19 protein-coding genes are annotated in these 20,527 nt (G+C 43.9%); 12 read left to right on the forward strand and 7 right to left on the reverse strand.

Going from position 1 to position 20,527, the window contains the following annotated elements; all coding sequences use genetic code 11:
- Window positions 1–173: 173 nt before the first annotated feature.
- Window positions 174–2,699 carry a transglycosylase domain-containing protein gene (locus tag ABEW32_RS15900; protein ID WP_430189135.1) on the forward strand — a complete coding sequence of 842 codons (2,526 nt, stop codon included), beginning with the start codon at window positions 174–176 and terminating at the stop codon, window positions 2,697–2,699.
- 262 nt (window positions 2,700–2,961) lie between these two features.
- Here ABEW32_RS15900 and ABEW32_RS15905 read toward each other — a convergent pair whose 3' ends face one another.
- The 3 genes from ABEW32_RS15905 to ABEW32_RS15915 all read right to left on the reverse strand — a co-directional run bounded on the left by ABEW32_RS15905 (window position 2,962) and on the right by ABEW32_RS15915 (window position 6,076).
- Window positions 2,962–4,053 (reverse strand): GerAB/ArcD/ProY family transporter, encoded by a 1,092-nt coding sequence (locus ABEW32_RS15905; RefSeq protein WP_430189137.1) that lies wholly within the window; start codon window positions 4,051–4,053, stop codon window positions 2,962–2,964.
- On the reverse strand, window positions 4,046–5,572 hold the full coding sequence (locus ABEW32_RS15910; protein WP_430189140.1) for a spore germination protein: 1,527 nt from the start codon (window positions 5,570–5,572) through the stop codon (window positions 4,046–4,048). Before ABEW32_RS15910 ends, ABEW32_RS15905 begins: the two co-directional genes overlap by 8 nt.
- 90 nt (window positions 5,573–5,662) lie before the next feature.
- Window positions 5,663–6,076, reverse strand: a complete 414-nt coding sequence (locus tag ABEW32_RS15915) for a YhjD family protein (protein ID WP_430189142.1) — start codon at window positions 6,074–6,076, stop codon at window positions 5,663–5,665.
- Between the two features lie 303 nt (window positions 6,077–6,379).
- Here ABEW32_RS15915 and ABEW32_RS15920 point away from each other — a divergent pair, with 303 nt between their 5' ends.
- Together ABEW32_RS15920 and ABEW32_RS15925 are read left to right on the forward strand one after the other, a co-directional pair.
- Window positions 6,380–7,282 (forward strand): DMT family transporter, encoded by a 903-nt coding sequence (locus ABEW32_RS15920; protein WP_430189144.1) that lies wholly within the window; start codon window positions 6,380–6,382, stop codon window positions 7,280–7,282.
- 437 nt (window positions 7,283–7,719) lie between these two features.
- A complete protein-coding gene (locus ABEW32_RS15925) occupies window positions 7,720–8,424 on the forward strand; it encodes a YitT family protein (RefSeq protein WP_430189147.1) in 705 nt (234 codons plus the stop codon).
- A 94-nt stretch (window positions 8,425–8,518) separates the two neighbouring features.
- Here the strand turns inward: ABEW32_RS15925 and ABEW32_RS15930 are convergent, their stop codons facing one another.
- Entirely contained in the window at window positions 8,519–8,710 is a 192-nt protein-coding gene (locus ABEW32_RS15930; RefSeq protein ID WP_430189149.1) for a DUF2188 domain-containing protein, read from the reverse strand.
- Window positions 8,711–8,863: 153 nt separating this feature from the next.
- Between ABEW32_RS15930 and ABEW32_RS15935 the strand changes: the two genes are divergently transcribed.
- The gene (locus ABEW32_RS15935; RefSeq protein WP_430190393.1) at window positions 8,864–9,667 is read left to right on the forward strand and encodes a lipid II flippase Amj family protein; all 804 of its coding nucleotides are present in this window, start codon (window positions 8,864–8,866) and stop codon (window positions 9,665–9,667) included.
- Window positions 9,668–9,762: 95 nt separating this feature from the next.
- Here ABEW32_RS15935 and msrA read toward each other — a convergent pair whose 3' ends face one another.
- Together msrA and ABEW32_RS15945 are read right to left on the reverse strand one after the other, a co-directional pair.
- Window positions 9,763–10,734 (reverse strand): peptide-methionine (S)-S-oxide reductase MsrA, encoded by a 972-nt coding sequence (msrA, locus tag ABEW32_RS15940; protein ID WP_430189152.1) that lies wholly within the window; start codon window positions 10,732–10,734, stop codon window positions 9,763–9,765.
- A 179-nt stretch (window positions 10,735–10,913) separates the two neighbouring features.
- A complete protein-coding gene (locus tag ABEW32_RS15945; RefSeq protein WP_430189155.1) occupies window positions 10,914–11,531 on the reverse strand; it encodes a TVP38/TMEM64 family protein in 618 nt (205 codons plus the stop codon).
- A gap of 349 nt (window positions 11,532–11,880) precedes the next feature.
- Here ABEW32_RS15945 and ABEW32_RS15950 point away from each other — a divergent pair, with 349 nt between their 5' ends.
- The 5 genes from ABEW32_RS15950 (at window position 11,881) to ABEW32_RS15970 (ending at window position 16,243) form a co-directional block, all read left to right on the forward strand.
- On the forward strand, window positions 11,881–12,570 hold the full coding sequence (locus tag ABEW32_RS15950) for a TerC family protein (RefSeq protein WP_430189157.1): 690 nt from the start codon (window positions 11,881–11,883) through the stop codon (window positions 12,568–12,570).
- Between the two features lie 170 nt (window positions 12,571–12,740).
- Window positions 12,741–13,685 (forward strand): Gfo/Idh/MocA family protein, encoded by a 945-nt coding sequence (locus tag ABEW32_RS15955; RefSeq protein WP_430189160.1) that lies wholly within the window; start codon window positions 12,741–12,743, stop codon window positions 13,683–13,685.
- A gap of 56 nt (window positions 13,686–13,741) precedes the next feature.
- A complete protein-coding gene (locus ABEW32_RS15960; protein ID WP_430189163.1) occupies window positions 13,742–14,059 on the forward strand; it encodes a hypothetical protein in 318 nt (105 codons plus the stop codon).
- Between the two features lie 98 nt (window positions 14,060–14,157).
- Window positions 14,158–14,436, forward strand: coding sequence for a hypothetical protein (locus ABEW32_RS15965; protein ID WP_430189166.1), 279 nt, complete (start codon window positions 14,158–14,160; stop codon window positions 14,434–14,436).
- 322 nt (window positions 14,437–14,758) lie between these two features.
- Window positions 14,759–16,243 carry an alpha-N-arabinofuranosidase gene (locus ABEW32_RS15970; protein ID WP_430189168.1) on the forward strand — a complete coding sequence of 495 codons (1,485 nt, stop codon included), beginning with the start codon at window positions 14,759–14,761 and terminating at the stop codon, window positions 16,241–16,243.
- Window positions 16,244–16,326: 83 nt separating this feature from the next.
- On the opposite strand, the gene ABEW32_RS15975 is transcribed toward ABEW32_RS15970, so the two are convergent.
- Entirely contained in the window at window positions 16,327–17,145 is an 819-nt protein-coding gene (locus tag ABEW32_RS15975; protein ID WP_430189170.1) for an AraC family transcriptional regulator, read from the reverse strand.
- Between the two features lie 488 nt (window positions 17,146–17,633).
- Between ABEW32_RS15975 and ABEW32_RS15980 the strand changes: the two genes are divergently transcribed.
- The 3 genes from ABEW32_RS15980 (at window position 17,634) to ABEW32_RS15990 (ending at window position 20,521) form a co-directional block, all read left to right on the forward strand.
- Window positions 17,634–18,401: a sugar phosphate isomerase/epimerase family protein gene (locus tag ABEW32_RS15980; RefSeq protein WP_430189172.1), complete on the forward strand. Its 768-nt coding sequence runs from the start codon at window positions 17,634–17,636 to the stop codon at window positions 18,399–18,401.
- Window positions 18,394–19,476, forward strand: coding sequence for a Gfo/Idh/MocA family protein (locus ABEW32_RS15985; RefSeq protein ID WP_430189175.1), 1,083 nt, complete (start codon window positions 18,394–18,396; stop codon window positions 19,474–19,476). Before ABEW32_RS15980 ends, ABEW32_RS15985 begins: the two co-directional genes overlap by 8 nt.
- A gap of 76 nt (window positions 19,477–19,552) precedes the next feature.
- Window positions 19,553–20,521 (forward strand): sugar phosphate isomerase/epimerase family protein, encoded by a 969-nt coding sequence (locus ABEW32_RS15990; protein WP_430189178.1) that lies wholly within the window; start codon window positions 19,553–19,555, stop codon window positions 20,519–20,521.
- Window positions 20,522–20,527: the final 6 nt, after the last annotated feature.

Below are 20,527 nucleotides of genomic sequence, written 5' to 3' on the forward strand. Positions count from 1 at the left end.
CCAAAATATTCTTGAACGTATACTCTTATAGTAGTATTATATACAGAACAAGTGTTCCTAATGCAAATGTATTTTTTGGAACATTACAGTTTACGTAAAACCTAACATGGCGTATCATATTATCTTGAACAAAAACAAGTGGAAATGAATATTGAGGGGAGAAAACCATTTTTATGAACCCAAAACGTCGACCATCATCTCAAAAACGCAGTAGGTGGCGCATTTTTGGCAGAGTTTTGCTAATTAATATCAAGTGGTTCTCGCTTGTGGGTGTACTTGGAGTGCTGTTTGCCGGAGGGCTTATATCCGGTTATGTAGCGGCATTGGTTCATGATGAACCTGTACGATCACGTCAGTTGATATATGATAAGGTAAATGAGAATGCTCTGACCAGTTTTGTATTTTTTAATGATCAGGTAACTCCAGTTGGAAGAATGCGCATGGAGGAGGACCGGCAGCTCGTTGACCTGAAGGATGTCCCTCAGTCCATTGTGGATGCCCTCATTTCAACGGAAGACAGCCAATTTTATGAGCACCATGGTGTGGATTTAAAGGGGACGGCTCGTGCTGTCAAACAGAAGCTTTTAAATGAAAACCGCCAAACAGGCGGCAGCACACTGACGCAGCAAGTCGCCCGAAGAGTTTTCCTTAGTCTGGATAAAACGGACAGCCGAAAGGTAAAGGAAATGCTGCTGGCACTACGTATGGAGCGTTTTATGGGCAAGGATGAAATATTAACGGCTTACTTAAACAAAATGCCTTTTGGTAATGGTTCCGCTGGTTACAATTTGTACGGGATCAAGTCTGCTTCCTTAGGGATTTTCAATGTAAGTGATCTACATAAGCTTCATATTGCACAAGCGGCTTATTTGGCAGGTCTTCCGCAGCTGCCGTCTGTTTATTCCGCTTTTGATGGTAAAGGGAATTTTGATGAAGAAGGTTTCAACAAAGCAATGGAGCGCCAACGCGTCGTGTTGGGAAGGATGCTGGAAACAGGCAAACTCACGCTGTCCGAATATAACGAGGCGATTCAATTTGATGTGAAGGCAACTCTTGCACCACATCGCGAAAAAAGCTATAACACATTCCCTTATTTAATGCTGGAAACAGAGCGGGAGGCCGCTCAGTTGTTGGCACTCCAGCAGAATCCGAATCTCACGGCAGCCGAGATTTCTAAGCCTGAGCATGCTGAACTTCTTCAAAATACGCGAGAAGAGTTGCAACGCTCCGGCTATCGAATTTATACAACGATAAATAAAAAAATGTATAGTAATATGCGGCAGATTGCAGCCAATCCACAAAATTTTTCTCCATACAGCAAGAAGAAGGGGTTGGAGCAGATTGCAGCAATCATGATTGATCATAAAACGGGGGCTATCCTTGGTATGATCGAGGGCCGGGATTTTAACACCGAGCAAATGAACTATGCAACCCAAATGACACGTCAGCCCGGTTCTGCCATGAAGCCTATTGCTGCTTACTTACCTGCTTTGGAGAAGGGCTATACTCAGCCCGCTGGTCTTATTGATGATTCGCAAATCATATTGAAAGACGGACGTAAAGGATATCATATTCCTAAAAATTATAACAGAAGGTATGAAGGGCTTATGACAGCCCGTGAAGCACTCAATCGATCAATCAACATTCCTGCACTAAGGCTGTTTTTATATGAAGTTAAAATTCCAAACGCATGGAATTTTGTGCGTTCTCTTGGGATTACGACGATTCAACCACAGGATGAACATGCTCAAACAGGGGTCCTAGGTGGACTTAGTAAGGGAGTATCCGTTAAGGAACTGACCGCAGCATATGGGACAATTCCCAATATGGGCGTGTATAATGAGCCTCATTTGATCAGCAAAATTACAGATGCCAACGGTAAGATTGTATATGAATTTAAACCGCAGACGAAGCGTGTATATTCGCAGCAAACCGCATTTTTGATGACAGATATGCTTAGAAGCGTTATATCAGACCCGAGAGGAACTGGCAAACGTCTGCAAAAAGCTTTTAAGAGCTATGGTACCATTGATATCGCGGGTAAAACGGGTACGACACAGAACTTTGGTGATGTGTGGTTTATGGGATACACACCTGACGTTACACTAGGCGTCTGGGCTGGGTATCGCCAACAGGTTAATACATTATCTCAAGAAGGTCACACTAGAGCACAGTCGGTGTGGGCGCTGGTCATGAATGAGGCGGTCAAGGACCAGCCTGAGCTTTTTAAGAATAAGCATTTTATACAGCCAGAAGGCGTTGTGAAAGTTACGGTTTCTAGTCTTACAGGTAAGTTACCAGGGCGTTATTCCCGCCAATCGGGTCACCTCGTGACTGACTGGTTTAATCAAAAGTATGTGCCGACCGAAGTCGGAAGAGAACAGCTTCCACGTTCCGCTAGACCAGTGGTTCCGTCCAAACCAGAAATCAAGAAAGAAGATGTCCCTGAGGTTAAAGTACCTGCAACAAATCAGGAGGAGGCTCCACCAGAGGAAACAGCTCCTGCTGTTCCTGACACAGGTGCAGAGATAGAACCGCCTGATGAGAACGACGATGTTCCGTCAGAAGATGTTTCGCAGCCTTCTGTTGAAAATGAGCCGGAGACACCTCCTGAATCAGAAAATCAGAGTGGTGTTCCAAAAGCTCAGCCTAACGAGAGTATCCATCCTGAACCAACGCCTGATCAATCCAACAACTAAGCAACATGGGTGATCTGGTTTAGAACATCGTTTCCAACAATATGGACAGTGGCCTGCGGATAAAAACGGATATTGGGATACTCTTTACTCCAATCTACATTCTTTCATGCGGAGGGAAAGTGAGCGATCACCTGTCTACCTATACCAAAGGCGTCACATCAATTTGACCATCTCGCTGTACCTTCACTGTAAGCTGTCCTGATCCCAGCAGCCCGTTGTAATTATGAGTAGGGCCAGTATTCCAAGCGCTCTGCTCTTTTTTTCATATTTTAGATTCCTCCTTTTTTTTAAAAATATAAGATAGGATTAACAGTAGAAAAGGGAGCGCGATTAGAAAGATATAAGCAGAATTATTTGCTATCGAACCAATAAGATTAAATTCTTCTCTTTGTTGAGGCCAATAGGCAATTATACACGAGGCGAGCACCACATAGGGCACCGCTTTTCTGTGATTTTTTTGTTTGAGCAAGTAGCCTATTCCGTAAGATGCCGCATAATAATAGCCACTTATAGCACCAAAGATCGAAATGAGCCAAATCGGTAGGAAAATAAAATCTACCCGATCCATCGTTCCCAGCGGAATGGACCTGAGCAAATAAATGACCGGCTCCGGCATTAAATCAAGCTGCTGGGGGCTAAATGCGGTTGCAGAGATGAATACGGTGAAACAATACAACAAGACTACGGTCACATTAGCTACCACAATTGCCTTGAGTTTGCCCACGCTTTTGCCTTCTACCATAGGAAAGACAACGAGAATAAACTCAAACCCGAACATCGCCGTCAGTGTTTCTTTTGAACCGATAATAATATGGGGCCATCCCGCTTCAGTTAAAGGCAGCAGATAAAGTGGATTGGATTGCTTTAAGCCATAGCTGATCAATAGCATCATTGGCAAAATCAGAAATGAAATAAGTACAAGCACCCGCATAATAGTTCTCAAATTTTCCCTAACTAGATAAATGCTGCTGAATAAAAAAAGTGCCAGTATAGCCCAGCGCGGAGTTATTTGCAGCATCCAGCGATTAATAACGTCATAAGCGTTTACAAGCACTGAGGTGCCCATAATCAGAAAATAAGCAATGTAAGCTGTAGTTAGTATTTTGCCAATCCAAGGGCCAGTAAGCTGAGTTAATATTTGATATATAGAAGAGGAGGGGAAGCGCCTTAGCAGGAGCCAAGACATCAGGATGATGAGTTGGATCAGAAAACCGCCAATAAGGACAGATATCAAGCCTCCTCCTTTGGATGAAAAATGCATTTGATAGGGCAGTGATAAAATGTCTACCCCGATTTCAAACTTAATAATCAAAAAAAACAATTGCTTCTGTGTAATAGTACTTTCATTATTCACGTCGTTTCCAGCTCCTAGAGTCGTTCTGCTGCTTTAATTTTTGGGCTTGGGAATCATGTGGCCGCTGATGGAATGTCCAAATCGGAAATCGGATAAAAACATCTTTCATATCACCAAGCCGGATTGGCGCAAGAGGAGCAAAGTAGGGGGTACCAAAGGTCTCCAACTTGCAAAGATGGATGGTAAGAAAAAGCAAACCGAAAGCAATACCAATGTACCCAAACATGGCTGCAACAATCATCATCGGAAAGCGAAGGATCCGGACTGCTGAGCTCATTTCATGAGAAGGCACCAAAAAAGAAGAAATGGCTGTTAATGAGACGACGATAATCATCGTATATGACACCAAACCTGCCCGAACGATAGCATCTCCGATGACGAGACCGCCAACGATTCCTATCGTTTGACCAACCCGGCTGGGAAGACGAATCCCGGCTTCTCTGAGTACCTCAAAGATCAATTCAAGCAACATAGCCTCGACAATTGCCGGGAATGGAACGTTTTCTAGTGATTTTTTGATGGTATGAGCCAGTTCTATTGGCAAAATAGCTGAATGAAAAGCTATGGTGGCGATGTAAACTGCAGGCAGCGTAAAAGCAATTAGAAAGCTTACCATTCGAATCATTCTTAGAAATGAACTAATAATCCAACGGCCATGATAATCATCAGGACTCTGGTAAAATGCAAAAAAAGAAACGGGGGCAATTAAAGCAGTAGGGCTGCCCTCAGCTAAAATTGCTATCCGTCCCTCCATTAGATTGGCAGTTACACGGTCTGGGCGCTCTGTGCTGAGTTGTTGAGGGAAGAGGGAAAAAGGGTTGTCCTCCGTAAACTCTTGAATAAAACCAGGAGGGAGCACCATATCGGAGGAGATCGCTTTAATTCTCATCTCTACTGCTTCCACTAGTTCAGGATTAGCCAAGTCCTGAACATAGACAATAGCAATTTTAGTGCGGGTTTTAGACCCGACATAAAAATAACGTACAACCAGCGACGGAGTAACAATTTGTTGGCGAATCAGATTCAGGTTAACGGATAACTGCTCAATAAATCCATTGTGTGGTCCGCGAATAATTCCTTCGTTCTCCGGTTCGTTCGGACTGCGAGTGTACGTCTTTTCTGAGGAGAGAATATAAAATTCTTCTACTCCATCCATCATAAAGATGCAATTTCCCTGAATAAGTGAATCGGCAGCATTTTGAAGGTTGGTGTCCTTTTGGCTGCTTAAGGTGGTGAACATTTGATGAGAGAATGCGTCGGTTTTCTCATATAAAGCACTCAGGATGTGAGTTTGAATCATCTCCTGGTCTACGAGCGAATCAATAAAAAAGAGCATACTGTCTTTACCGTCAACAGTAATCTCCAGTTTTTTTAAATCATCAGTGTAAAAAAGTGCCTCCTCAATTAAGGAAACATTCCTGCCTAATTCAATGGAAGCTGCGCCATGTCCAGCCAAAGAGAGCACCTCCTTTTGGATGAGATAGGTATAAGGTGTGTAAAATGCACTGTATTTATCCATGATCTGGTGAATTATCCATCTTGAATCACCTTCACTTCATGGTAAGCAGGTGCTTTAACTCAGAATATGGCTGGAAAATCAGAGGCGAGATTATAAAGGGGCATAATCTTGGGTCAGATCAATTCCCAGATAGTATCCGAGTTTACGGCGAACCTCACTGCGGGCAAAGGACGAAAGCATGAAAAATCGCCTTTGGTAACCACGGCATACATACCAAACCTCTACACCTTCACGATCTCGGATTTCTTTGTATATTTTTACCCCCTGTCTTTTCATTTGTGCCTTTGTTTCTGCTAATTGAACAGTTACGCGCTGTTGTACTCCAGTCAGGCTACGAATATACAAATCGGGCATTTTCAGGGGAGAGATATTCATAATACGAATATCTCGTTCCAGCACATCCAGTACAAGTGTTAGAAGAACACACATCTTGATCAGTCCTGCGTCTTCTTCAGAAGGCAAAGGAGCTTTATGCTTGTTATCAGGTACCTTTTTGTTTGTCATAAATATCTCCTTTACTCGGAATGAAATTACAATATATAATAAGTATATAGAACGTATGTTCTATCTATACCTCATCATAGGAATTTATCTGTTGCCAAAGCAATCATCAATTATTGGAAATGTGGCAAGAAGCACTGCTTTCATGTGCCATTGTGTAAAGATTTCTACGTGTATCGCTAATGACAGCCAAACAAAATTTATGCTAAGCTAATGGATAAAAAACTTACATAGAAGGGGATAGTGTTCTGACAGCAGTCGTTTCTACTATTTAACATAAGAGAGTCAAGAAAGAAGGTTTACATATTGTCACGTTCGTTATATGCAGCTTTGTTATTGTTGAGTCTTATTTGGGGCGGTTCCTTTATGTTTATTAAGGTATTATTGCTACATCAAGTGGGGCCGTGGACCATTGTATTTCTCCGTTCCAGCTTTGGTCTTATTTTTATCGTCTTATTAATGCTTCTTATGCGCAGGCCGTTTAAAATCAAAAGCATTCCGTGGAAGTCGGTCATTCTGGTAGCATGTGTCAATATGGTTTTACCATGGACATTGATTGGTTTTAGTGAGACCAGAATAGCCAGTAGCATGGCTTCTGTATTAAACGCCACCACGCCAATATGGACTATGTTGGTAGGACTTGTGTTCTTCGGGGCTATGTTTCATCGCCTGCAGTGGTTAGGAATGGGGCTTGCTTTTATAGGGATTATTATTTTATTAGGTATTAATCCTGCCTCTGTTGTTTCTGTGGATCCTGTAGGATTTGGATGCATGTTGCTTGCGACTCTCTGCTACGGATTTGGAACACAGCTCTCCAAACGTTTTCTCTCCAATCTTTCCATGTATCAGGCTACCTTTGCGACACTGTTTGGTGCGGCAGCAGGGGGTGGTATTATGATGGCAATTATAGAGAGACCAGATTTATCGGTCGTTTCTGTTCCAGAAGTATTGGGTTCTTTAATAGGACTAGGAGTTTTGGGGTCAGGAGTAGCATATATTTTGTTTAACTATATGATTTTGCGGGGAAGTGCGGAATTCGCTTCTTCAGTAACGTATTTTGTGCCTGTGAGTGCCATCGTATGGGGCTTTTTACTTCTAAATGAGCACATCGGCTGGAACGTACTGACCGGGCTTATTCTTATACTCGGAGGCGTATTCATGGCCAATCAGCGAAGAACAGCCAAATTAAAGGGAAATAGCTCTAATTGACTACTCAGTTCAATAAGTGTGTATTCGCCAAATCTTTGGTATAATGCGTCAACTCGCACATACAATAAAGCATGCTCACACATAAAATAAAATATGGTGCAGCAAAAAAGCAAGCTGTTTAGCAAGTGGCAAGGTGTGGTATAATAAATTATAGAAATGATATGCACCACAGAAATGTCGGAGTTTTATTCCACAAAAGAAAGGATCAGGATACCATGTGTCCCCGAAGGATACTTCCCCAAAGGACGATTTGGAAACGATTTGATCTGTCTTATACTTAGCTTTTCCGCGGAGTAACGTCAAGTTGCGAAAGCCAACTCTGCGGAAGAGGGGATTGTACATGCGAAGGACCAAGTCCTCCAGGCACATCTTACCCGGTTGCTTCCGTAAGAGTGGGTTCATCCACATCAAACTTACGAGAAACCGAGGGAGCCTGTATGAGGAAAACTTACGAATCTATCGTGAACAATGGAGCACTGAGACAGATTGCTGTCATGTTGCTCGGAACATGCATTTTAGCTTTTACGTACTATCACATTAATGCCCAAAATCATTTGTCAGAAGGCGGATTTGCAGGCTTAGCTCTACTGGGTCATTATGCGTTCGGCATATCTCCAGCATGGAGTATGCTAATCCTTGATGTTCCCGTCATATTATTGGCATGGGTACTGAAGGGCAAAAGATTTATGATGCTAGCTTTAATCGGAGCCGTTGCCTTTTCTCTGTTTTATGCAGGGTTTGAGAAGTACTCGACTTTGGTTATAGATTTGCATGGAAATCTACTAATAGCAGCTCTACTTTGTGGAGTGCTCACAGGTTTAGGAGCCGGGATCGTGCTGCGATTCGGTGGAGCAACCGGAGGCGATGATATTTTGTCTCTGCTGATCAGCGAGTGGCGCGGATGGAAAATCGGCAACGTGTTTATCGTCAGTGACATCATTGTGCTAGGATTATCGCTGTTGTATCTGCCTGTGAAGGAAACAATGTTTACTATACTGGCTGTGTGGCTTGCCGGGAAAATAATTACATGGACGACTACGTTCCAACTGTACCGACCTGTGAAAAAGGTACTACCCACCGCTATTCCCGCTAAAAAGGTAGTTGCCAAAACAGTGCCGGTTGTCCACAGCCTTCGTCGATAAGGAAAGGGTGTTACGTATAGGAGAGAAATCTTCTTACGTAACACCCTTTCGCTGTATTCAGCTTCATCTGAAAGGCTTTAAAGTAACATTTTTTCTATTGCTTCTTTTCTTGTTCTGCTGGATGATTATCGTTCCATTCTTCAGCTTGAGCAGTGGCAATTGCAATAGAACGTCCTTCTTCATAGCCTTCGCGGAGTAGAGCGTTAGCGATATCAACTGCTTTTTCTCGCACACGAGGTTCCAGGTTTTTCATAGATGGTGGGTAATCATGTTTGTTCCAAGGCATTGCTGCACGCTCCTTTTTTTAGCAGGTGATGTATTATGTATTACCCGTTATCAGCTTAGACAAACAAAATTAAATTAATGAATACATTGTAAAATCTATCTTGAGAAAAGGCGTATAATGGTGTGCAGAATAACAGAAAAAGGAGTGAAGCATTTGCTTGCCTGGGGTTTCGTCTTTTTGCTAACTATCATCATTCATACTACCGATAGTTTGTCCTATGCTCTTCGACTCGGTGGCCTGAGAGCACGTCGGATTGGATTGGCATTAACCGTTGCCGGAATGCTGCTCTTGGTTTCACGCACCTCCAATATGGCACAGGGACCTTTACTTGGAGGGATGGTAGATCAGGCTAAAGCCGCAGCACAATTGGGCGGAACGGATATGAGACTGGAACTATATATGCACGGGGTACTGCTGGCCGCCACCGTCGGAACTATGCTTGCTATATTACTGTATCCAACAATGGTACGCATGTCAGCCAGATGGATTGTGCATTTGGAGCATACTGGATCTATTCCCGCTTTGGTGCGTCATTTAATGAAGCGAAGCCGCTGGAAGCATGCAGGCTACTACATCAAGCGCCCGACCTGGTCTATGCTTACCTCCCTGATCAGTGGAGTGATCCCCAAGCGTCTAATTATGTTGAATGTAACCGTTACTGCAATTTATACAACCGGAGTGGTATCTGCCTTATATGCGTCATTCCTGTGGCCCGCTCAAGGTACGGCAATGTCGATGTCGTCAGGCTTAATTAATGGCATCGCAACGGTATTGTTGACCTTATTAATTGATCCAAGATTGGCGGTGCTGTCAGAAAAAACGCTTCGAGGGGAGCTTCCTTTGATCCGAATGAACAGCGTGTACGGATGGATGATCATCTCGCGTTTGGCAGGTACTTTATTAGCTCAGCTATTGCTGGTACCGCTAGCTATTTGGCTCGGGTGGGTGATGAGCTAGATTAGTAAAGATGTGCTACCATATCCAAAAAAGGCTGACCCGTGATCATCGAATAAAGATAAATTCCGGGTCAGCCTCATTATGTTTACAACTGCTTATTTTTCAAAGAGTGACTTATAGGCTCCATATCCTTCACGCTCCAAGTCTTCCTGAGGCACAAAGCGAAGCGCAGCCGAATTGATACAATAGCGCAAACCTTCTGGACCTGGACCATCATCAAATACGTGCCCTAAATGAGAGTCTGCTTCGCGACTTCGGACCTCTGTACGAATCATGAAATGGCTGAGATCAGTCTTTTCTTTGACATTGTAGCTGCGCAGCGGACGGGTAAAGCTAGGCCAGCCGCAACCTGCATCATATTTGTCCAGTGAACTAAACAAAGGCTCTCCTGATACGATATCCACGTAAATGCCCTCGCCTTCATGATCCCAAAACTCATTTTGAAATGGGCGCTCAGTCGCGTTTTTTTGTGTTACTTCGTATTGAATAGGCGTCAGCCGATCTTTAAGATCAGATTTATCAATCTTGGCTGACCAATTTTGCTCAATAAAATCTTCACGTCCCGAGCCTTTGCGGTAGCGCTTGTAGTGAGCAGGGTTCTTCTTATGATAGTCCTGATGGTATTCTTCTGCTTCATAAAAAGTTGCCGCAGGCAGAATAGGTGTAGCGATGGGCTTGTCAAAGCGGCCGCTTTGAGCCAGAGCTTCTTTGGAAGCCTCTGCCTTAATACGTTGTTCATCATTATGATAGAAAATAGCCGTTTGGTAGGACGAACCTCGATCGTGGAACTGTCCACCTTCATCCGTTGGATCAATCTGTTGCCAAAATAGCTCCAACAGTTTTTCATAAGGGAATACTTGGGGATCAAATGTAATCTGTACGGCTTCCACATGTCCCGTTGTTTCAGAGCATACCTCTTCATAGGTAGGATTCTCGGTATGTCCCCCTGTATATCCAGATCTAACCTTCAAAATACCGGGCAATTCCTCAAAAGGGGAGACCATGCACCAGAAGCAGCCACCTGCAAAAGTTGCCTTTTCTACTGTGTTTGGATTGTTGGTGCTCATATTTTATCACTCCAATCTGAGAATGTTTAATTAGTTGTTATTTAAATAGCTTACAATTAAATTATATACGGGATTTTTGCAAAATCCAACGAAACGTCAGAGAGAACTCTGTGGTGTAGCTGTAGTGTGTCCCAAAAACTGCGCTGAAACATTCTACGGATTGGGTACAAACTCCTATATTATGTTTTGTTAACACGCCGAACTCTTTTTCGGTAAAGTACAAATCCGCCACCTACCAGTGCAGTATATAGCATCAAAATAAGCAAACCCGTGATAGGATGTTCTGCAAAGGTGCCTCCTGCATAAGCATACACCGCAATTGCGGGAAGCTTTCCGATCGCTGTGCCTAGCATAAAGCTCCAGAACGGAAACCCAGCTACTCCGGCGTATACATTTACAGCTGCCTGAGGAATAACTGGAATCAAGCGAGCCACTAGCACAGCAGTAAAAGGCTCTCTCTCCAAGATCTGATTGAAGCGCTCCAGTGCGGGAACACGCTCTAAATAGGCACGTCCTTTATCACGGAACAGGGTACGTACGGCGAAGTATACGACCAATGCAGCCAAAGTAGTGCCAAGCCAGCAAATCAGAGCACCCTGCCAGGCACCTGCTGCATAAGCAATGGACGCGATAATCAGTTTGTAAGGGATAAACGGAATTAACGCGAATAAAAATGCGAGCAGCAGCAAAACTGGAAAGGAAGTTTGCTTGTCTGCCCAGGCGAGCCAATCATATCTGTAGATAAACGCGATGCAGAGCAGCGAAACATAAGCCGCGGGGAGTAGCCATTTTTTCATTTACATACCTCTTTCAATATCCCTGTTCGGCTTATTGCTTATACAGAAAAAATAGGGTTCACATTCCCAAAAATGTATGCTATACTCCCACTAACAGAATAGTTCCCAAAGGGGAGTAGCTCAGCGAGTAAAGTCGTCATTACGGGATTGTTAATCCCCGGCTTTATTGGCAACGTAATGTTGTAAGCGAGACCTTTGCCAGGATTTTAGGAATCCGGGTAAATGGTCTTTTTTTGATGCTCAAATTGGGTCAAGCGCCGTTTCCGGATTCCGTGAAAGGGCGCTTTTTAGTATAAAGCGCTGAACTATGTACAGTATAACAAATAAATAAAGAAGGTGGGCGAAACGTATGGACTTTTTGTCAATCGAGTTTTTAACCGCATTATTGTCTATCATTATTATTGATTTGGTACTAGCTGGTGACAATGCGATCGTAATCGGCTTGGCGGCGCGTAATGTTGATAAGGCCAATCAAAAGAAGGTGATTATCTGGGGAACGGTCGGAGCAGTCATCATCCGTGTAATTGCTACCGTGCTGGTCACATACTTACTGCAAATATATGGATTGCGTTTGGTTGGGGGTCTCGCCCTTATCTATATCGCTTATAAGCTGTTGGTCGAAGAGAAAAAACATGAAATTTCAGCTACAAATCAGATGTGGGCAGCCATCCGCACCATTATTATTGCGGATACGATGATGGGACTTGATAATGTGCTTGCTGTTGCAGGAGCAGCTCATGGAGATATGCTACTTGTTATTTTGGGTCTGGCAATCTCCGTTCCGATCATGGTATGGGGAAGCACGATTATTCTGAAACTGACAGAACGTTATCCGATAGTAATTACGATTGGAGCTGCAGTATTAGCGTATACCGCTGCTAAAATGGTGGTGGCTGAGCCATTAATAGCACACTGGTTCGCAAATGGAGTCGTTAAATACGGTTTTGAAGCCTTGGTTGTCGTTCTAGTTGTAGCTATCGGGATGCGTGTTAAAAAAGTAAAAAGTGAGAAAATAAAAAAAGAAGCATTGCACGCATAAGCTAAATTATTTTGAATGTTGAGGTAATCTGGCTGAAGGTTGGATACTCAAGTCTTAGAGGCTGTTCCTCAGATCCTTCTGGATCGGGTGCAGTCTCTTTTCTTTGCTTGTCAGCGGACTTCCATGTAAACTAGACAACAGATGAAATGAGTGATTAGAGGTGGAACGATATGGACAAGCAAATCAAGACAAGAGTAGCTATTGCTGGATTGGGTGGAATTGCACGTAAAGTGTATCTGCCGTTGCTGGCAGCACACCAAGGTGTGGATATCGTAGGTGTGATGAATCGTTCACAGGAGCCGGTCAGTTCTACTCTGGAGCAGTACAGGCTACCAAGAGGAACGACAGATGTGAAGGAAATGCTGGCATGGGAGCCAGAGGCTGTATTTATACATGCGGCCACCGAAGCTCATTTTGACCTAGTCATGGCCTGTATTGAAAAAGGGATAGCGGTGTACGTGGATAAACCATTGTCCTATGACGTTCGTCAGAATCTGGAAATGACTGCTTTCGCGGAAGCGCAGGCTGTACTGCTGGCGGTAGGCTTTAATCGACGTTTTGCTCCGCACTATGTAGCTGCAAAAGCTTGGCTAGAAGAAGTAGGCGGTTTCAGTCAATGTGCGGTGATTAAACACCGAACTGGATATGACCGCAGACCGGCGGCACAGACGGTTTATGATGATTTAATTCACATGCTTGACTTGCTATTATGGCTGGGTGGCGATGATTATGAGCAACTGCATAGTAGTCTGAATACAACAAGTGAAGGTTACATGGACGCTGCATTTGGGACTTTGCGTTTGGGGAATGCTGCCGGTACATACAGTATGAGCAGACAGGCAGGGGCTGACATAGAGAAGCTGGAGCTTCACGGGGCAGGACGGTCTGTTGAGGTAACGAATCTGGAACAGGCTGTTTTCATGCAAAAAAATAATTTATCACAAACTCAAACTTTTGGAAGTTGGGATACAATATTAGAAAGACGGGGATTCAGCGGGGTGGTGAATCATTTTCTGGAGCATATTCATCGTCCGGAGGAGTGTGCGATACAAGCTGGAAAAGTCCTGGAAAGCCATATGCTGGCAGAAGAACTGATTAGTCGTTTGCATGATTAATATGGAACCATACGATCGAGACATCAAGAGTTATAGGTTGAAGGAGAAATGTATCAATGGAAGACAACCGCGGTAAACAGTTAGAAGAAGCCATCATTGAAAATTATAAGCAAGAAGAAGATATGATGATCCTTGTGTTTGCTCAATGGTGCATTAATAACGGCTTGGAGCCAGAGGAATTATATCGTGTAGCGTATCCGCAGCAGGATAGCAACGAGCGTCTGCTACGAATACGCAAGCTGACTGTATCACGCGAAGAAGCAGGTGATATTCCGCTGGATACAGTATTAGGAGTGCTGTCTATGTTCGGAAATGAGGACTTGGCGATGGTTGTAGCCGAGGCGGCCGCTCAGCTCCCGTCAGAACGGAAATAAGTCCAGCTAAAATAAAGCATCTGGTAAAATCATTTAGGACATCGTGGAAATAACCGTTTTTATTAGAGTATATTGTTGATCGGGAGGATGCGCTGATAATGGAAGATATATTTGTGCCAAGTACTTGTAAAGGCTGTGAAAGAGATATCGCTTTATCGGAAGAGCAAATTACCAGAATTCTAAACAATATGAGACCTAAAATGGAATGTGTAGACGATGAAGTGTACGAAGCCAGACTGTTAGCCTGCGCAGAATGCGATGAGTTAATGTCGGGGCATACATGTGGCATTAGCGGAAGTATTGTTCGTATACGTGCCCTGGCAGCAGCTCAAAATTGTCCCAGCTACCATGGTTCGCGTTGGCAGGAAACAGCTTGAAAAACACAATTCTAGCCTAGTTTAACCTAAGACTTCAGGATAAAGTAGCCATACCTTGGTCTGCCTTAATGGCAGACCTTTTTAGTTTGCTTGGACTTTGTTGTTAGCAATTGACAAATTGTAGACAATAAAATATATTAAACACGTAAAATGTTTTTGTTTAATTATTAATATTTATATTAATTAAAGGACTACTAGATGTGACAATGTGTACATTAGAATTCGAAAAAGAACAGAAGTGTAAGTGAAATTCACGCAATTATGAAAGCGTAAACATTTTTGCGGATGCTCCAATCATCTTAATGTTTTGGGAGGGTTTGTGGTGAAGGGTTCTATTATTGTAAATACCGATTGGGAACAGGGCGTAATTAATAAAAATATTTATGGGCAGTTTGCCGAGCATCTTGGACGATGCATTTATGAAGGCTTATGGGTGGGACAGGAATCTCCAATTCCTAACACTGACGGAATTCGAAATGATGTGGTGGAAGCGCTGAAGAAATTGAACATTCCCGTGTTGCGCTGGCCTGGAGGCTGTTTTGCCGATGAGTATCATTGGAAAGATGGGATCGGACCGAAAGAAAACCGCAAGAGAATGGTAAATACCCACTGGGGCGGTGTGGTTGAAAATAACCATTTTGGAACACATGAGTTTTTCCAGCTGTGTGAGCTATTGAATGCAGAACCGTATATTTGTGGAAATGTAGGTAGTGGCACAGTGCAGGAAATGTCGGAGTGGGTAGAGTACATGACCTTTGATGGGGAGTCTCCTATGGCTGCATGGCGTCAGGAAAACGGTCGTGAGAAACCATGGAAGCTCAAATATTTTGGTGTCGGTAACGAAAACTGGGGGTGTGGCGGTAACATGCGCCCGGAATATTATGCAGACCTGTATCGCCGCTATCAGACATATGTCCGTAATTATGGAGAGAACCGTATTTATCGAATAGCAGGTGGTGCGAATGTAGATGATTATCGTTGGACCGAAGTGCTGATGCGCGAAGCCGGACACCTTATGGACGGTTTGAGTCTGCATAACTACACAATCCCGGGGAGCTGGGAAGGGAAACGGCACGCAGTCGGTTTTGATGAAGCGGAATGGTTTGAGACGATGAAAAAATCATTACACATGGATGAATTGATTACTCGTCATTCTGCCATTATGGACCAGTATGATCCTGACAAACGTGTCGGTCTGATCGTCGATGAGTGGGGAACGTGGTTCCTGACCGAGCCGGGTACCAATCCTGGCTTCCTGTATCAGCAAAATACGATGCGGGATGCGCTGGTAGCCGGACTACACCTGCATATATTCCATAATCATCATGATCGTGTGCAGATGACGAATATAGCTCAAATGGTCAACGTTTTGCAAGCGATGGTTTTGACAGAAGGCCCTGCTATGCTGTTGACGCCGACATACCATGTATTTGAAATGTTCAAAGTCCATCAGGATGCGCAAGCACTGGCTATTCATGCAAAAGTAGGCAATTATGAGTACGATGGAGCTTCCATCCCTCAAGTAAGTGTATCTGCCTCTAAGGCGCAGGATGGCTTTATTCATATAAGCTTATGCAATGTCCATCCGGGTGAATCGGCAAATTTGAGTCTTGAGCTAAGAGGACTTGAAGAGGTTAAGAAGATTGATGGTCTTGTTTTGGCCAGTGACGATATGCAGGCACATAATACATTTGACCAGCCAGAACGTGTAAAAAAGGAAGCTTTTACATCTTATCAGCTGCAAGATCAGCATTTGAATGTTACGCTGCCGCCGATGTCGGTAGTGATGCTGACCATTGCTCCGTAAAAATTTTAGGTGATGGTATGTAAGTAGTACCCGTTATCATCCGTTAGGAAAAAGAGAGCGTTTCTCTGAACGCTCTCTTTTTCCTACAATTGCTCGCGGTGAATCAGTCTAAATTCCTTAGGTGACATACCGAAGCGGGAACGAAATACACGGTGAAAGTATGTGTAGTTTGCAAATCCTGACGATTCGGCGGCTTGTTCCAGTGACATGGGACTGAAAATGATACGCTCCCTTGCCATGTTGAGTCTGATGTCCAGAGTGTACTGCATAATGCTCGTATCGAACGTTTCCTTAAACAGGTGTACCGCTCGGGATACGCTGATTCCGACGTGTGAAGAGACGTCATCCAGCTTAAAATTAGATGATGCATTTTCTTCAATATAATTTTTAATCTGATAAGCAAGATAGTTGTGATGAGTAGCAATCGGTTGCTCGGATAGTATGCGGTCAAACTCCAAACATAAAATACGCATGTAATAGCCAGATATTTCGGGGTAAGGATTAGAAATACGTCGCTGCTCCAATACTAGCTGACGAAATAACCCGAGCAGGGCTTCTGTGAGCTGAACCTTAATTCGGTTGGGACGCTTGTGATGATTCCACCACTCATCTACCCAGGGGCCTCCGAAAAAAATGTGATAATCTCCACTTTCTACAACCTGTTCTCCCATGGGGTTCAACTCACTGTGGATATCCAGTTCATAAGGCTCGATAGGATTGAATAGCAGCAGGTCACCTGCCTCAATCCGTGTCATTTTCCCGTCAATGCGTGCTTGGCAGCGTCCATCTGTTTGCAGACGGAATAAATAATTTTTGATACCATCAGGTTGGTTCGAATAAAAGGGCTTACGGTGGAAGGAATAGCCTGCGGTAAGAACCTGGCAAGGCTCAACGATAGACATGATGATGACTCCTTTGGGCACATGGCTGTTTCAAATATTGACCAGATTGTTCATGTTTTAATCATATTATTCATTTTAAACGAAAGCAAAATAGAATACCATGTGAACTGTAAAGCTTACATGTTAGATGAGAAAGTACATGTTAGAGGCCAAGGAGTGTGAAGACGTAGAACGAATCAAGGCCGGGGGTATCGACTAGGGTAACATTAGCTCGGTATATCTCAAAATTCTCCAAACCACCTCGCCCTTTTGAAGTAGTGACCTTCGGTGATCTATCGGATGAGAGGAGCAAGGAGAGGGCCGATAAATGGAGTGTTGAAAACGTATACAAAATGGATGGATTACTGCATCAGCCTGAGATAGTGCTTGCATCTATCTGTCAGTGCCTGGCAGCCATGCACTGACAGATGTGTGATATCAGAGGCGAGCAAGCATGTGTAATAGCACAGATATAACGGAAATTCATCCTAACGAAGAGGTGAAGGGGAATGGCTAAAGTAGGATTGCAATTATACACAGTTAGGGAAGAGATTGAACAGGATTTTGAAGGTACATTGCGCAAGGTGGCTGAGTTGGGCTATAAAGGGGTTGAGTTCCATAGCTTCTTCGGACGTAGTGCCAAGGATGTCAGAGCGCTTTTGGATGAGCTGAATCTGGAAGTTGTCGGAACTCATATTCAATATACTCGCTTACTGGATCATTTGGATGAAGAAATTGCGTATCACAAAGAATTGGGCAACAAGTACCTTATTGTTCCTTATTTAACCGAAGAAGAGCGGAAGTGGGATGACCTTTTTGTTAATCTGAATCGTATTGGTAAAAAAGTAAAGGAGCATGGGTTGATACTGGCTTATCATAATCATGATTTTGAACTAACGGAGAAAATCAATGATCGACCGGTATTCGATGCTCTATATGATGCTGTTTCCGCTGATTTGTTACAGGTCGAAATGGATACTTGTTGGGTATACTATGGTGGCTATGATCCAGTGGAATACATCGGACGATATCGTGGACGCCTGCCTATCATTCACTTAAAGGATATGGCACGTGACGAGCAGCAAAAAGCAATTACTGTAGAGTTAGGCAAAGGAGAAGTGCAGCTTCAGGCCATTACAGACGCCGCTATTGAGGCAGGTGTGGATTGGGTTGTCGTGGAACAGGATTTCAGCTCAAATCCTCCAATCGAAAGCATTGAAACCAGTATGAAGTGGCTCCAACAATACGCAGCTCAAGGAGGAAATATTCATGTCTAAAACACTCAAGATTGGGATTATCGGTTGTGGGGGCATTGCCAATGGTAAACACTTGCCAAGTCTTGCCAAGCAAAAGAGAGCAGAAATTATTGCTTTCTGTGACATTATACAGGAACGTGCTGAAGAGGCTGCTGAAAAGTATGGTGCAGAAGGATCACAAGTTTACAGTGATTACCGTCAGTTGCTAGAAAATAAGGATATAGAAGTCGTACATGTATGTACCCCTAACGATTCGCACTCAGAAATTACGGTAGCGGCGCTTGAGGCAGGTAAGCATGTACTATGTGAAAAGCCGATGGCCAAAACTGCTGAGCAGGCACGGGAAATGCTTGATGCGGCTAACCGTACAGGCAAAAAGCTGTCCATTGCTTATCAAAACCGTTATCGTGATGACAGTCTCTATCTGAAGCAATTGGTCGAGCAAGGAGAGCTTGGTGAAATTTATCTCGGCAAAGCCATAGCTCTACGCCGTCGTGCAGTTCCGACCTGGGGAGTATTCTTGGATGAAGAGAAACAGGGTGGTGGCCCGCTGATTGATATTGGCACACATGCACTCGATTTGACACTCTGGCTGATGGATAATTACAAGCCTAAGAGCGTACTAGGTTCAACCTTCCATAAGCTGGGGGATCGGAAGAACGCAGCCAATGCTTTTGGACCGTGGAACCCAGAGGAATTTAAAGTAGAGGACTCAGCTTTTGGTTTCATCACCATGCAAAATGGAGCTACGATTGTATTGGAATCCAGCTGGGCCTTAAATGTTGTAGAGTTTGGTGAAGCCAAGACGTTGTTATGTGGTACCGAAGGCGGAGCAGATATGAAGGATGGATTACGCATTAATGGGGAAAAGAACAGCCGCCTGTTTGATACGAAAATAGATTTGGATGCAGGGGGAGTGGCCTTTTACTCCGGTGAAACGGAAAATGAAGCAGACCGCGAAGCCCGCTTGTGGATTGAATCTATTCTGGATGACAAAGAGCTTCTTGTAAAGCCGGAGCAGGCACTGGTGGTTACTGAAATTTTGGAAGCCATCTATGAATCGGCCCGCACAGGAAAAGCCGTCTATTTTGACTAAGCCTGTAATATCCCGAATAAACGATCACTATAATGAAAGCTGCTTTTTTCACATATGATACAGGGAGGGATTTCTTTTGAAACTTGGAGTATTTATGGTGTTGTTCGGTGGACGTTCATTGGAGGAGGCGCTGGATTATGTGGCTTCTCAGGGACTGGATGCTGTAGAAATCGGAACAGGTGGTAACCCGGGAGATAAGCACTGTAAGCCGGATGAGTTGCTGGAGAACGATACGGCGCTCAAAAATTTTAAAAAGGCAGTAGAGTCCCGGGGACTAACGATTAGCGCGCTTAGTTGTCACGGCAATCCGCTTCATCCGCAAAAGCATTTGGCACAGGCTGATCATGAGACATTTCTGAAAACCGTTCGCTTGGCAGAAAAGCTGGAAGTTCCTGTTGTGAACACTTTTTCAGGCTGTCCAGGTGATCATGAAGATGCGAAGTATCCAAACTGGCCTGTGGCTCCGTGGCCTAATGATTTTCAAGAAGTGTTGAAGTGGCAATGGGAGAATAAAATTATTCCTTACTGGACCGAAACGGGGAAATTTGCAGCAGATCACCATGTTAAAATAGGGCTAGAATTACATGGGGGCTTCTCCGTGCATACACCAGCAACCTTGCTTCGTTTGCGTGAAGCGGCGGGAGAGGTTATCGGTGCTAATCTGGACCCGAGCCATATGTGGTGGCAGGGCATTGATCCCGTACAGGCGGTTAAAATTTTAGGCCGAGAGGGAGCCATTCACCATTTCCATGCCAAGGATACGACGATTGATCCAATCAATGTTAATAAATATGGTCTTACCGATATGCAGGAATACACGAATATGTTAGATCGAGCATGGCAGTTCCGTACTGTGGGCTATGGTCATGATGTAAAAACCTGGGCAGATATTATCAGTGCTCTGCGTCTGGTGGGATACGATTATGTAGTGAGTATTGAGCATGAAGATGGTCTGATGTCTGTGGAAGAAGGCTTTACTAAGGCTGTCCATAATCTTCGCCAGGTCCTGATTGAAGAACCGCTGGGCGAGATGTGGTGGGTCTAACCTAAT

The organism is Paenibacillus jamilae, assembly GCF_050482105.1.
Lineage (GTDB): Bacteria > Bacillota > Bacilli > Paenibacillales > Paenibacillaceae > Paenibacillus > Paenibacillus jamilae_B.